Annotated in this window: 14 protein-coding genes; 3 read left to right on the forward strand and 11 right to left on the reverse strand. The window is 61.7% G+C overall.

Translation table 11 applies throughout. The features are described from left to right. Nucleotides 1–5 precede the first annotated feature (5 nt). The 11 genes from flgJ to PVE35_RS16960 form a co-directional block, all read right to left on the reverse strand. Nucleotides 6–1175: a flagellar assembly peptidoglycan hydrolase FlgJ gene (flgJ, locus tag PVE35_RS16910; protein ID WP_268178286.1), complete on the reverse strand. Its 1170-nt coding sequence runs from the start codon at nt 1173–1175 to the stop codon at nt 6–8. Nucleotides 1176–1189: 14 nt separating this feature from the next. Then, entirely contained in the window at nt 1190–2269 is a 1080-nt protein-coding gene (locus tag PVE35_RS16915; protein ID WP_268184347.1) for a flagellar basal body P-ring protein FlgI, read from the reverse strand. A 149-nt stretch (nt 2270–2418) separates the two neighbouring features. Further along, nucleotides 2419–3141, reverse strand: a complete 723-nt coding sequence (gene flgH, locus PVE35_RS16920) for a flagellar basal body L-ring protein FlgH (RefSeq protein ID WP_268178287.1) — start codon at nt 3139–3141, stop codon at nt 2419–2421. Nucleotides 3142–3180: 39 nt separating this feature from the next. Next, nucleotides 3181–3966, reverse strand: coding sequence for a flagellar basal-body rod protein FlgG (gene flgG / locus PVE35_RS16925; protein WP_268178288.1), 786 nt, complete (start codon nt 3964–3966; stop codon nt 3181–3183). Between the two features lie 46 nt (nt 3967–4012). Then, nucleotides 4013–4753 carry a flagellar basal body rod protein FlgF gene (locus PVE35_RS16930; RefSeq protein ID WP_268178289.1) on the reverse strand — a complete coding sequence of 247 codons (741 nt, stop codon included), beginning with the start codon at nt 4751–4753 and terminating at the stop codon, nt 4013–4015. Nucleotides 4754–4965: 212 nt separating this feature from the next. Continuing rightward, on the reverse strand, nt 4966–6336 hold the full coding sequence (flgE, locus tag PVE35_RS16935; RefSeq protein ID WP_277372447.1) for a flagellar hook protein FlgE: 1371 nt from the start codon (nt 6334–6336) through the stop codon (nt 4966–4968). A gap of 36 nt (nt 6337–6372) precedes the next feature. Next, a complete protein-coding gene (locus PVE35_RS16940) occupies nt 6373–7038 on the reverse strand; it encodes a flagellar hook assembly protein FlgD (RefSeq protein ID WP_268178291.1) in 666 nt (221 codons plus the stop codon). A gap of 22 nt (nt 7039–7060) precedes the next feature. Continuing rightward, nucleotides 7061–7504 (reverse strand): flagellar basal body rod protein FlgC, encoded by a 444-nt coding sequence (gene flgC / locus PVE35_RS16945; protein ID WP_268178292.1) that lies wholly within the window; start codon nt 7502–7504, stop codon nt 7061–7063. An 11-nt stretch (nt 7505–7515) separates the two neighbouring features. Then, the gene (gene flgB, locus PVE35_RS16950; protein ID WP_268178293.1) at nt 7516–7923 is read right to left on the reverse strand and encodes a flagellar basal body rod protein FlgB; all 408 of its coding nucleotides are present in this window, start codon (nt 7921–7923) and stop codon (nt 7516–7518) included. A 282-nt stretch (nt 7924–8205) separates the two neighbouring features. Beyond that, entirely contained in the window at nt 8206–9033 is an 828-nt protein-coding gene (gene cheR / locus PVE35_RS16955) for a protein-glutamate O-methyltransferase CheR (RefSeq protein ID WP_268178294.1), read from the reverse strand. Between the two features lie 36 nt (nt 9034–9069). Then, nucleotides 9070–10008 carry a chemotaxis protein CheV gene (locus tag PVE35_RS16960; protein ID WP_268178295.1) on the reverse strand — a complete coding sequence of 313 codons (939 nt, stop codon included), beginning with the start codon at nt 10006–10008 and terminating at the stop codon, nt 9070–9072. An 84-nt stretch (nt 10009–10092) separates the two neighbouring features. On the opposite strand from PVE35_RS16960, the gene flgA reads away from it, so the two are divergent. From flgA to PVE35_RS16975, 3 genes are all read left to right on the forward strand, one after another. Beyond that, nucleotides 10093–10851 carry a flagellar basal body P-ring formation chaperone FlgA gene (gene flgA / locus PVE35_RS16965; protein WP_268178296.1) on the forward strand — a complete coding sequence of 253 codons (759 nt, stop codon included), beginning with the start codon at nt 10093–10095 and terminating at the stop codon, nt 10849–10851. 132 nt (nt 10852–10983) lie between these two features. Next, complete coding sequence (flgM, locus tag PVE35_RS16970) at nt 10984–11319, forward strand: flagellar biosynthesis anti-sigma factor FlgM (protein WP_268178297.1); 336 nt, start codon at nt 10984–10986, stop codon at nt 11317–11319. A 48-nt stretch (nt 11320–11367) separates the two neighbouring features. Beyond that, nucleotides 11368–11835 (forward strand): flagellar protein FlgN, encoded by a 468-nt coding sequence (locus PVE35_RS16975; RefSeq protein ID WP_277372448.1) that lies wholly within the window; start codon nt 11368–11370, stop codon nt 11833–11835. Nucleotides 11836–11878 lie beyond the last annotated feature (43 nt).

Below are 11878 nucleotides of genomic sequence, written 5' to 3' on the forward strand. Positions count from 1 at the left end.
CAATCTCAGGTCCTGGTAGTCGAGCCATCGGCAGCCGCGACCGCCTGATAGGTCTGCATCTGACGGGCGATCTGGGAGATCTTGCGCGCGTAGTTGGGGTCGGTGGCATAACCGGCCTGCTGCAGTTCCTTGACGAAGCGCTCCGGGTTCTCGGTAACGTTCAGCGCCTTCTCGTAGCGACCGTTGTCCTGCAGGAAGCGCACGTAATCATCGAAGCTGTGGGCGTAGGACTCGTAGGTACGGAAGCTGGCGGATTCCTTCACCGCCTTGCCGCCCTTGAACTCGGTGGTCAACACCCGCGCCGAGTCCCCTTCCCAGCCGCCATGGGCCTTGATGCCGAACAGGTTGTGGCTGCTGTCGCCATCGCGGGTGCGGATGATTGATTTGCCCCAACCCGTTTCCAGCGCGGCCTGAGCCACCAGATAACGCGGGTCGACACCGATTTTCTCGGCAGCCGCCTCGGCCATCGGCAACATGGTGGCAACGAATTCCTGTGGCGAGGCGAAGGCGGCCTTGCCCGGCGCCAGCGGCGGCTGGGCGATGCGCCGGCCAGCGAGGGCATCGATGTCCAGCTTCGGTGCCGTGGTCTTGGCCGTGCTGACCTGCGCCGGAATCCAGTCCTCGCCAGCCAGTGTCTTGCCATCGCCAGCGGCGGGCACAATGCCGGCCAGCAGGCGATCGGTCAGTTTGCCCGGCAGCGCCAGGCGCCGACGATTGAGTGCGGCCACATCATCGCTCTCGCGAAAGCCGGAGACCCCCTTGACGCTCTGCTCGGCACTTTGCGCCGCGACCGGCTGCTGCACCTGGGCAAAGGGGTTGGGGCGATCGGAGTGCTGCTTGAGCTTGGACATCTGCCGCGTCAGTACATCGGCCAGGCCGATGCCGCGACCTTCCTTGGACAGGGTGACCGCCAACTGCTGGTCGTACATGTCCTGGTAGGTCTTGCTCTCGTTGCTGTTCATGAAGTTGCCTTCGCTGAACACGGCATTGGCCGAGCGCATGGCCTTGAGCATTTCGTTGACGAACAGCGACTCGAACTCCTTGGCCACCTTGCGAATGTTCTGCTCGCTGTCACCGCCCACCTTGAATTGGTTGAGACGGTTCAGGTCGTTGAACGAGCCGCTGTCGACCGGGCTCTTGGCGCCGAGCAGACCGGCTGAGAGTCGAGAATCCATACGCTTTTGCCTCTTTAGATCACGATCAGGTCAGCCTGCAGGGCGCCGGCTTGCTTGAGCGCCTCCAGGATGGCCATGAGGTCGGAAGGTGCGGCACCGACCTGATTCACCGCACGTACGATTTCGTCGAGGCTGGTGCCTGGGCCGAACTTGAACATCGGTTTCTTTTCTTCCTCGGCACCGACGCGCGAGCGCGGCACCACGGCGGTCTGGCCACCGGAGAGTGCTTCGGGCTGGCTGACGATGGGGTCTTCGGTGATGGTCACGGTCAGGCTGCCGTGGGTCACGGCCGCTGGCTGCACCTTGACGTCCTGGCCGATGACGATGGTGCCGGTGCGCGAGTTGATGATGACCTTGGCCACCGCCTTGCCCGCCTCCACCTGCAGATTCTCCAGAATCGACAGGTAATCGACGCGCTGATTGGGGTCGAGCGGCGCGCTGACGCGGATCGAGCCACCATCGATGGCCTGAGCCACGCCGGGGCCGAGCAGGTCGTTGATCTGATCGACGATGTTCTTCGCCGTGGTGAAGTCGGGGCGATTGAGGTTGAGAGTCAGGGTATTGCCCTGATCGAAACCACTGGGCACAGGGCGCTCGACCGTGGCACCGCCGGGAATGCGTCCGGCCGAGGGCACGTTGACGGTGATGCGCGAACCATCGGCGCCACTGGCATCGAAGCCGCCGACCACCAGGTTGCCCTGAGCGATGGCGTAGACGTTGCCATCGATGCCCTTGAGCGGCGTCATCAGCAGGCTGCCGCCGCGCAGGCTCTTGGCGTTACCGATGGAGGAGATGGTGATGTCGATGGCCTGGCCCGGCTTGGCGAACGCCGGCAAATCGGCATGCACCGAAACCGCGGCGACGTTCTTGAGCTGCACGTTGCCACCAGCCGGCACCTTGATGCCGAACTGCGCCATCATGTTGTTGAAGGTCTGCACGGTGAAAGGTGTCTGCGTGGTCTGGTCGCCGGTGCCGTTGAGACCGACCACCAGGCCGTAGCCGATCAGCTGGTTGCTGCGCACGCCCTGAATGGAGGCCAGATCCTTGAGACGCTCGGCCTGGGTCGGCAGGCTGATCAGCAAGCTGCACAGCATCGTCGCCAGCAGCAGCCAGTCGTTGGCACCACGGCGGCGATAGCCACACTGCGCTGCGGCGAACTGCTGACGACAGGAGTACTGCGGCTTGCTCTCACGAACGGCCGGGCGCAGGGCGCTGATCCAGGATGTCATAACGGCTCTCCAGCTCAGAACGGCCACAACGGGCTCATGAAGAAGCGGCTCATCCAACCCGGCTGGTTGGCATCGGCGAAGGCGCCCGTGCCGGAATAGGTGATGCGCGCATCGGCCACACGGGTCGAGGCCACGGTGTTGTCGGTGGCGATATCGTCGGCGCGCACCAGGCCGGAAATACGTACCAGCTCGTCGCCGGTATTGAGGGTCATCCATTTCTCGCCGCGCACGGCGAGGATACCGTTGGGCAGTACTTCGGCAACGGTCACGGTGATCGAACCGGACAGACTATTGCTCTGCCCTGCCTGCCCGGAGCCGGTGTTGGCGCGTTGCGAATCCCAGCTCGAATCCAGGCTCAGGTTGTTGTTGGTCATGCCCAGGGCGCTGAGGCTGCGCAGCGGGTTGTCAGGGGCCACGGCCATGCCGAACAGGTTGGGCACGCCTAGGGTGCCGCTGCTGTCCTTCTTCAGTGCGCTGTTGGCGTTCTTGCTGGCCTGGGTACGCTCGTTGAGGGTGATGGTGATGATGTCGCCGACGCGGAAGGCCTTGCGGTCGTCATACAGGCCGTTCTCGAACCCGGCCTGATAGATCGCGCCGTTGTTCTGCGCCGCCGGCATGGGCGTGCGTGGCAGCACCGGCGCGTAATAGGGATCGTCCGGCTTGGCCGTCGGCGCCACGCAGCCACTGCTCAGCAGCACGCTCGCCAACAGGGGAAAACAGATCAATTGCCGGTTCATAACCTCTACCTCACGGTGTAACTAGTCGGGCTCGATGGATCAGAGGTTCTGCGTCACGAACGACAGCATCTGATCGGCGGTGGAAATCACCTTGGAGTTCATTTCATAAGCGCGCTGGGTGGTGATCATGTTCACCAGTTCCTCGACCACGCTGACGTTGGAGTTTTCCAGGGTGTTCTGCAGCGTGGTGCCGAGGCCGTTGAGTCCCGGCGCCCCTACCTGCGGCGCACCACTGGCGCCGGTTTCCAGGAACAGGTTGTTGCCGATGGCTTCCAGGCCGGCGGCGTTGACGAAGTCGGCCAACTGGATGTTGCCGATGACCTGCGGCTGCGGGTTGCCGGCAGTGGTCACGGAGGCGGTGCCGTCTTCACCCACGGTGAAGGTACGCACCTCCGCCGGCAGGACGATGGCAGGCTCCAGCGCGAAACCCTGAGAAGTGACGATCTGGCCATCGGAATTGAGATGGAAGCTGCCGTCGCGGGTATACCCCACGTCACCATTGGGCATCAGGATCTGGAAGAAACCGCGACCGTTGACCGCCAGATCCAGCGGCTGCTCGGTGGTCTGCAGGCTGCCTGCAGTGAAGATCTTCTGCGTGCCCACAATGCGCACCCCGGTACCGAGCTGCAGGCCGGAGGGCAGTTGGCTGTCCTGGGTGGACTGGCCACCCGGCTGACGGCGAATCTGGTACAGCAGATCCTCGAACTCCGCGCGGTCGCGCTTGAAGCCGGTGGTCGCCACGTTGGCCAGGTTGTTGGAAATGGTGGTCAGGTTCATGTCCTGGGCGGACAGGCCTGTCTTGCTGACCCACAGAGCCGGAAGCATGTCGTTTCTCCTCGGGCGCCGGTTTTACGGCGCCGCGTACTGGTAATTAGCTAAGTTGCAAAACCCGAGCCACGGACGATGCATTGTCCTCGGCGGTGCGCATCATCTTCACCGACAGCTCGAACTGGCGGGACAGCGCGAGGATGGCGGTCATCTCTTCGACGGCATTGACGTTGCTCGACTCGAGAAAGCCCGAGGTCAGGGTGACGGTGGCATCGGGCTCGACCTGGGGCTGGCCCTTGACCCGGATAAGGCCATCGGTGCCCTTCTCCATCTGCTTGGGATCGGGATTGACCAGCTTGATGCGGTCGACCTCGGCCAGGGTATTGGGTGCCTCGCCCAGCGCGCGGATACTGATGGTGCCGTCCTGGCCGATCTCCACCTTCTGCTCCGGCGGCACGGCGATCGGCCCGGCATTGCCCATGACCGGCAAGCCATTGCCGGTGCGCAGGACGCCAAGGGCATCGATGTTGAGGCTGGCAGTTCGCACATAGGCTTCGCTGCCATCGGCAGCCTGCACGGCGATCCAGCCCTTGCCGCCGACGGCCACGTCCAGATCACGCCCGGTTTCCTGCAACGAGCCTGGCCGGAAATCCGTGGCCGGGCGTTCGCTCATGGCGAATACGCGGGCCGGGAAGGTTTCGCCGAACAGCGGCATGGAGCGCGCCTGCTCGAAATCACGGCGAAAACCGGTGGTCGACACGTTGGCCAGGTTGTTGGCGTGGGCGCGCAGCCCCAGGCTGTTGTTCTGCGCACCTGTCATGGAGACGTACAGCATCTTGTCCATGGAAATCCTCCGAGTGGGCGACGTGCCCTTGGCTCTTTGCATGCTCTACAGCAAGTGCCGTGCCATTCCCGAAAAACAACCACAAGATACTGATTTAAAAGGAGTATTAGAGAAGATAAAAAGGCTTTGAGGATCTTGGCGGCGAAGTTTTGCCGGGCCGGAAGCAGCAAAGCGGCAAGCCAGGCTTGCCGCTTTGCCAGGCGCGCCAGGGATCAGCGCAGGTTGATGATGGTCTGGGTGATGGCGCTCTCGGTTTCGATGGTCTTGGCGTTGGCCTGGTAGTTGCGCTGCGCCACGATCAGGTTCACCAACTGGTCGGAGATTTCCACGTTGGAATCTTCCAGCGCGCCGGCCTGCAAGGCCCCCAGGGTACTGCTGCGCGGCGTACCGATCACCGGCTCACCCGACTCGAAGGATTGCACCCATTCGGTCTTGCCGTTGGGCGTCAGACCCTGCACGTTGGCGAAGTTGGCCATCAGCACCTGCCCCTGAATCTTCGACTGGCCGTTGGTGTAACGGGCGAAGATCACCCCGGTATCGTCGATTTCCAGGCCCGCTAGCTGGCCTGTGGTATAGCCGTCCTGACTGACGCTGTTGACGCCAAAGGCCGTGGCGTACTGGGTCGAACCGCGCATGTCGAAGGTAAAGGCAGAACTGTCGGCGCCGTTGGGCACCAGCGCGCCAGGGTTGGCCGGATCCTTCTCGGCCGGCACCCAGTCGGCCTGGGCCAGGACGAAGGTGCCGTTAGCCGCGGCTGCCGGAATGGCCGGCGCATCCAATGCCGGGTTGGCCGGGGTGCTGGCGATCGGGGTGAAAGCCGGGTTGGCAAGCTGACCGGCCGCATCGTAATTCATCGTATAGCTGAATGGCTGGGTACTGGTCGGATCACGCGGGTTCACGCCATCGATCAATACATGCATGACCCAGCCATTGTTGGCCGGCGCCTCGTTCTTCACGAAGTACTGCGACATGACGTGGGCATTGCCCTGCGTATCGTAGATATTGGTGGAGGTCGACCAGTTGAAGGATTTCGAGTCACTTGGATCGAAGGTCGGCGCAGCCATGGTGCCGGCATTGGCCGGGCGCACGGCGTTGGAGTTGAGGTTGATCGATTGCGTGACCGAGGTGGTGGCCCTGGGCTCCTGCTGACCGGCATTGATGCGCAGGTCGCTCTGAATCGGCAGGATGTTGCCCGACTCGTCGGCCGAGTAGCCCTGCAGGCGATAGCCGAAGTTGTTGACGATGTAACCGTCACGGTCGGTGCCGAAATAACCGGCGCGGGTGTAGCTCATGCTGCCGTTGTTGCTGGTCATGAAGAAGCCGTTGCCGTTGATCGCCAGATCCAGGGCATTCTGCGTGTAGTTGATGTTGCCCTGATTGAACAACTGCGACACGTCGGCAAGCAGCACACCACTGCCGCGCGGGTTCTTGCCGGTGCCCAGCACCGAGGATGCATAGACATCGGCGAACTCGGCACGCGACTGCTTGAAGCCTGCAGTGCCGGCGTTGGAAATGTTGTTGCCGGTGACGTTGAGGTCATTGGTCGCGGCACGCAGACCACTGAGACCGATATTGAACGACATGGAAAACTCCTTTGCCGGGATGGCCGGCAACAATAATTACTGGCCGATGATCTGCACTTGGGAAAGCGGAACGCTGCCGAGGCCGGCAAGATTGAGCATCAGTTCCTTGCCACCCAGCGCGACACTGTCGACATTGGCCGGCAACTGGGTGTACAGCCCCTTGGTCTCGCTGCCATAGGTGGCATGCGCCTCGAACTTGTAGGTGCCGGGCGGCATGATCTTGCCGCTGTCGTCCTTGCCGTCCCAGATGAAGCTGGCATTGCCGGCCACCTGCTCGCCCAGGTTGACGCGCGTCACCAGGGCACCGGAATTGTCGAAGACGTTGACATAGACGTTCTTGCTGCTTACCGGCACCGTCACGCTGCCCTTGAAGCTCTCGCTGGTGTCGACCACCGCCTTCTCGCCCTGCACGATGACCTTGCGCCCCACCAGCGACGAAGCCTGCAGCGCCTGCGAGGACTGGAAGTTGGACATCATCGAGTTGACGCTGCTGTTCAACTGCTGGATCCCCTCCAGGCTGCTGAACTGCGCCAACTGGGCGATGAACTCGCCGTTGCCCTGAGGCTCCAGCGGGTTCTGGTTGTTGAGCTGAGCCACCAGCAGGTTGAGGAACTCGTTCTTGCCGAGATCCTTGCTCTTGGTGGTGTCCTGCTTGAGCTGGTACTGATCCAGTACCGAGTTGGTGCCGCTGACGGTGCTCATGACCTGCGCTCCTCGTATTGGCTTACTGACCCAGGGTCAGCACACGCTGCAGCATCTGCTTGGCGGTATTCATCATTTCAACGTTGGTCTGGAAGGCACGACTGGCGGAAATCATGTCGGCCATCTCCTCGACCACGTTGACGTTCGGGTAATAGACGTAACCATCGGCGTTAGCCATTGGATGGTCAGGCTCGTAGCGCGGCATCAGGCTGCTCTGATCTTCGATCACACCCAGCACCTGCACGCCACGGCCGGCCTCGTCCTGCTCGGCGAACAGCGAGCCACGATCGCCGTTCTGCGCCTGCTGGAACACGGTGGCGAACACCGGGTGGCGGGCGCGGTAGGTCTGATCCAGGCTCGAGGAAACGGTCTCGGCGTTGGCGATGTTGCTGGAAATGGTATTGAGGCGAGTGCTCTGGGCGCTCATGCCGGTACCGGCGATGTTGAAAACACTGGCTAGGGACATGATCGCGCTCCTTATTCGCCGCGCAGGGCTGCGGTCAGCCCTTTGAACTTGCTGTTGAGGAAGGTGAAGCTGGCCTGGAACTGCACGGCGTTCTCGGCGTAGTTCGCCTGCTCGACCTGCAGGTCGACGCTGTTCTGATCCAGCGACGCCTGGAACGGCGTGCGGTAGGGCAGCTCGGCTTCGCCGCTAGGCACACCATCGGCGGCGATGTGGCGGCTGTCGGTACGGCTCAGGGAGACAGGGCCGCGCTGCTGACGCGAATTCTCGGCAGCCAGGACACTGGCGAAGTCCAGATCACGCGCCTTGTAGTTCGGCGTGTCGGCGTTGGCAATGTTGTTGGCCAGCACCTCGGCGCGCTGGGCGCGAAAACCGAGTGCCTGTTCGTGGATGCCAAGGGCTCTGCCGAAGTTGATGCTCATGCTCTGAACCTTTGCCGCTAGGGCCGTCTGTCACTGTTGGCAGACATACAGCAAAGGCTGTGCCATTTATTTAAAACCTTATATATCAATGACTTGAGATTAAGTTGCCGGCTCGAAAGCGGCAAAGCGGCAAGGCTTTACCGCCTGCTGGCAAGCCAGCGGCAAAGCCGGCCAGAGGCTTTGCCTCCTCTGCCAAGGGTTCGCTCGACAGCAGACTGCGACAGGCACAAACGCCGACGGGAGGCCAAGGCCTCCCGTCGTCTGAGCGTGCTGCGCCTGGCCTTACTTGGCCTTGTAGATGATCCCCGGACTGCACTGCACCATCTGGTACTTGTCCGGCAGGCCGTTGAGCGCCTCGGAAGCCCCCAGGAACAGATAGCCGCCCGGCTTCAAAGTGGCATGGATGCGCGTGAGGATGTCCTTCTTCACCTCGGCGGAGAAGTAGATCAGCACGTTACGACAGAACACGATGTCGAACTTGCCCAGCGCCGCATAACTGTCCAGCAGGTTCAGCGGACGGAACTCGACACGACTCTTGATCGGCGCCTTGACCTGCCAACGCCCAGGCCCCTTGGGATCGAAATAGCGCTGCAGGCGCTCCTGAGACAAGCCACGGCCCATGGCCAGGCTGTCATACTCGCCAGATTTGCAGTTGGCCAGCATCGACGGCGACAGATCGGTCGCCACGATCTGAATGCCCGCCTTGAGCTGCCCCAGGTTGCTGCGCTCGAACTCGTCGATGGACATGGACAGCGAATAAGGCTCCTGCCCCGACGAACAGGCCGCCGACCAGATGCGCAGACGCTGCCCTGGATAGGACTTGATCATCTCAGGCAAGACCCGGTTCTTGAGTACCTCGAACGGGTAGGTATCACGAAACCATAATGTCTCGTTGGTCGTCATGGCATCGACGACCTGCTCACGCAGGCCGCCACGCGGCTGGCTCTGCATGCGCTGCACCAGCTCGCCCAGGGTCTTGATGCCGTTCTGTTCCATCAGCTTGTTCAGGCGACTGGAGACCAGATACTGCTTGTTACTACCCAGCAGAATACCGCAGGCCTTTTCCAGAAACGTCCGGAACTGCTCGAAATCCAAATTACCTGAAGACACTAATGCCGCCTCACCAACCCTAACGTTCGCCAAGAGTTACCCCTGAGCCCCATCCGCTGCACGAATGCGATCGACCACGCGTGATGCCAGATCGTCTGGCTTGAACTTGGCAAGGAAGTCATCGGCACCGACCTTCTTCACCATCGCCTGGTTGAACACACCCGAAAGTGAAGTATGCAGGAGTATGTGCAACTTCTGCATGCGGGAATCGGCACGAATCTCGGTCGTGAGCGTGTAACCATCCATCTCCGGCATCTCGATGTCGGAAATGATCATCAACAGCTCCTGCTCAGGGCGTTTGCCTTCGTTGGCCATGCCCTTGAGGTAGTCCAGGGCTTCGCGCCCGTCGTTGAGCGCGATGACCTCCACGCCGACGCTCTGCAGGCAGCGCGACACCTGCTTGCGCGCCACCGAGGAGTCATCGACGATCAGCACCCGCTTGGACACCGCGCTGCTCTGCACCTGCTCGTCGATCACCCCTGCGGAAATCACCTCGGACGTGGGCGCGACCTCGGCCAGAATCTTCTCCACGTCGATGATTTCCACCAACTGCTGATCCAGACGGGTCACGGCAGTCAGATAATGGTCGCGGCCGGTGCCCTTGGGTGGCGGATGGATCTCCTCCCAGTTCATGTTGACGATGCGCTCCACCGAGCGCACCAGGAATCCCTGCACCTTGGTGTTGTACTCGGTGATGATGACGAAGCTGCTCTTGAGGTCATCCAGCGGCTTGCGACCGATGGCGATGGCCAGGTCGAGAATGGGAATGGTGCCGCCACGAATGTTGGCGACGCCACGCACCACGGCATTGGACTTGGGCATGATGGTGAGATTGGGGCATTGCAGCACCTCCTTCACCTTGAATACGTTGATCCCGTACAACTGCGGGCCATCCAGGCGAAACAGCAACAACTCCAAGCGGTTCTGCCCCACCAACTGCGTACGCTGGTTAACCGAATCCAGTAACCCGGCCATGCCCGGACTCCTTTGTCTTTATCGTCAAGTAACGCTTGTTGTAACAGCCTAGCAGGCGGCACGCGGCTTGCTTCGTCAATGAGCATGAAACCTAGAACGTCATCATCCCGTCAGCCACTGGCAATCTGTCGCAGCCTGCGCCCCGTTTTACTCGCTTTGCCATTGCTCGGCTATAGCGTAGGCGCGCCGGCGAGCGTCACCACGCCCGAAGAACTTATCGGCGCTGCCGAGTCGTTTCTTGAGTCGGCCGTGGTGGAATATTTACAGCGTAGCGAAATTCAGGGACGCCATGAGATCAGCATCAATCGAATCGATCCGCGCCTGCGTCTGCCGCAGTGCGACCAGGCCCTGAGCGTGCGCCTGGAAAGCCCTGCGCAACCGATGGGCCGCGTCACCTTGCGCGTACGCTGCGACGGCAGCGCGCCCTGGACGGTCTTCGTGCCGGGCGAGGTGCGCCTGTTCCGCCCGGTGCTGATACTCACGCGCCCCATGAAGCGCAAGAGCGTGCTCAGCGCAGCCGATGTGAGCCTGGTCGAACGTGACGTTGGCCAGCTCAATCAGGGTTACCTGACCGACCCCGTGCAGGCCATCGGCAAGAAATTGACGCGACAGTTACAAAGCGAGCAGGTACTGGCCCCCAACTATCTGGAGATTGTCGATGCGATCCGCAAGGGTGATCAGGTGGTGATCAGCGCTCGCAGCAGCACGGTGAATGTGCGCATGCCTGGTGAAGCCCTGTCCAACGGCGCACCCGGCGAGCAGATCCAGGTGCGCAACCTGCGTTCGCAACGGGTCATTCGCGCCCGGGTGATCGGTCCCGGCCAGGTGGAAGTAGCCATGTAGGTATCTTTGCTATGGCGCAACAGGCGGGTGATTTCCTACACTGTCCAACGACGCCGAATTTTTTCCTAAAGTTTTTCCGCCATGGGCCGAAAAGCTTGGCAAGCGTCCAACAATCGTCCGAGGTTCTGCATCATGGTCATCGACTTCAACCGGCTGAATAACGCCACTACCCCCGCGAACACGGGGCGTGCGGGCTCGACTCAGGCTGGCCGCAACGAGGCCACGCAATCGAATCAGGCGCCCGTCGCCAAGGGCGAAGAGAAACAGAGCCCGGTCAAGAGCGGCGAATCCGTCGAGCTAAGCAGCCAGGCACGACAATTGCAAAAGGCAAGCGAGAAGCTGAACGATCAGCCGATCGTCAACAAGGAGCGTGTGGCCCAACTGAAGAAGGCCATCGCCGAAGGCAGTTACCAGGTCGACGACCAACGCGTCGCCCAGAAGCTGCTCAACTTCGAGTCCCAGCGTTAAGCCTAAGGCGCTGGGGGTGTTGGACGCCCGTCTCCCCTGGAGCCCAAGATGCTAGATACCAACCTGCTGCACCTGTTCACTTCCGATATCGGCATTGCCGAGCGACTTCTTGAACTGATCGACGACGAATTTCTGGCACTGGGTGAACGCGACCTCGCCCGTCTCGACAGCCTTCTCGGCGAAAAACAACCCCTTCTCAGCCAACTACAACAGCACGGCAATGAACGCAGCCAATTGCTGCGCTCGGTCGGCTTGAGCGCTGATCGCGCTGGGCTGCACGCTCTGGCTGCCCGCTCCAGCCTCGGCGACGAACTGCTGACGCGCAGCGAAGAGCTTTCCACCCTGCTGCAGCGCTGCCAGGATGCCAACCTGCGCAACGGCAGGCTGATCCGTGCCAACAAGGCCAGCGTCAGCCAGGTGCTGGGCATTCTGCGCGGCAGCGATACGCCCGGCATCTATGACAGTCGCGGGACTACCGCTAGAATCGCGCAGCACCGACCGCTCAGCCAGGCCTGAGCCTCAGCACAATAACAGCACAGGGACATGCAGCCCACGCCGG

Source organism: Pseudomonas sp. AA-38 (assembly GCF_029457475.1).
In the GTDB taxonomy this organism is placed as follows: domain Bacteria; phylum Pseudomonadota; class Gammaproteobacteria; order Pseudomonadales; family Pseudomonadaceae; genus Aquipseudomonas.

What these genes read in the sequence shown, in the direction of transcription:
- flgJ (WP_268178286.1), bottom strand. Translation starts at nt 1,175, where the DNA reads ATGGATTCTCGACTCTCAGCCGGTCTGCTCGGCGCCAAGAGCCCGGTC.
- PVE35_RS16915 (WP_268184347.1), bottom strand. Translation starts at nt 2,269, where the DNA reads ATGCTGTGCAGCTTGCTGATCAGCCTGCCGACCCAGGCCGAGCGTCTC.
- flgH (WP_268178287.1), bottom strand. Translation starts at nt 3,141, where the DNA reads ATGAACCGGCAATTGATCTGTTTTCCCCTGTTGGCGAGCGTGCTGCTG.
- flgG (WP_268178288.1), bottom strand. Translation starts at nt 3,966, where the DNA reads ATGCTTCCGGCTCTGTGGGTCAGCAAGACAGGCCTGTCCGCCCAGGAC.
- PVE35_RS16930 (WP_268178289.1), bottom strand. Translation starts at nt 4,753, where the DNA reads ATGGACAAGATGCTGTACGTCTCCATGACAGGTGCGCAGAACAACAGC.
- flgE (WP_277372447.1), bottom strand. Translation starts at nt 6,336, where the DNA reads ATGTCGTTCAATATCGGTCTCAGTGGTCTGCGTGCCGCGACCAATGAC.
- PVE35_RS16940 (WP_268178291.1), bottom strand. Translation starts at nt 7,038, where the DNA reads ATGAGCACCGTCAGCGGCACCAACTCGGTACTGGATCAGTACCAGCTC.
- flgC (WP_268178292.1), bottom strand. Translation starts at nt 7,504, where the DNA reads ATGTCCCTAGCCAGTGTTTTCAACATCGCCGGTACCGGCATGAGCGCC.
- flgB (WP_268178293.1), bottom strand. Translation starts at nt 7,923, where the DNA reads ATGAGCATCAACTTCGGCAGAGCCCTTGGCATCCACGAACAGGCACTC.
- PVE35_RS16960 (WP_268178295.1), bottom strand. Translation starts at nt 10,008, where the DNA reads ATGGCCGGGTTACTGGATTCGGTTAACCAGCGTACGCAGTTGGTGGGG.
- flgA (WP_268178296.1), top strand. Translation starts at nt 10,093, where the DNA reads ATGAAACCTAGAACGTCATCATCCCGTCAGCCACTGGCAATCTGTCGC.
- flgM (WP_268178297.1), top strand. Translation starts at nt 10,984, where the DNA reads ATGGTCATCGACTTCAACCGGCTGAATAACGCCACTACCCCCGCGAAC.
- PVE35_RS16975 (WP_277372448.1), top strand. Translation starts at nt 11,368, where the DNA reads ATGCTAGATACCAACCTGCTGCACCTGTTCACTTCCGATATCGGCATT.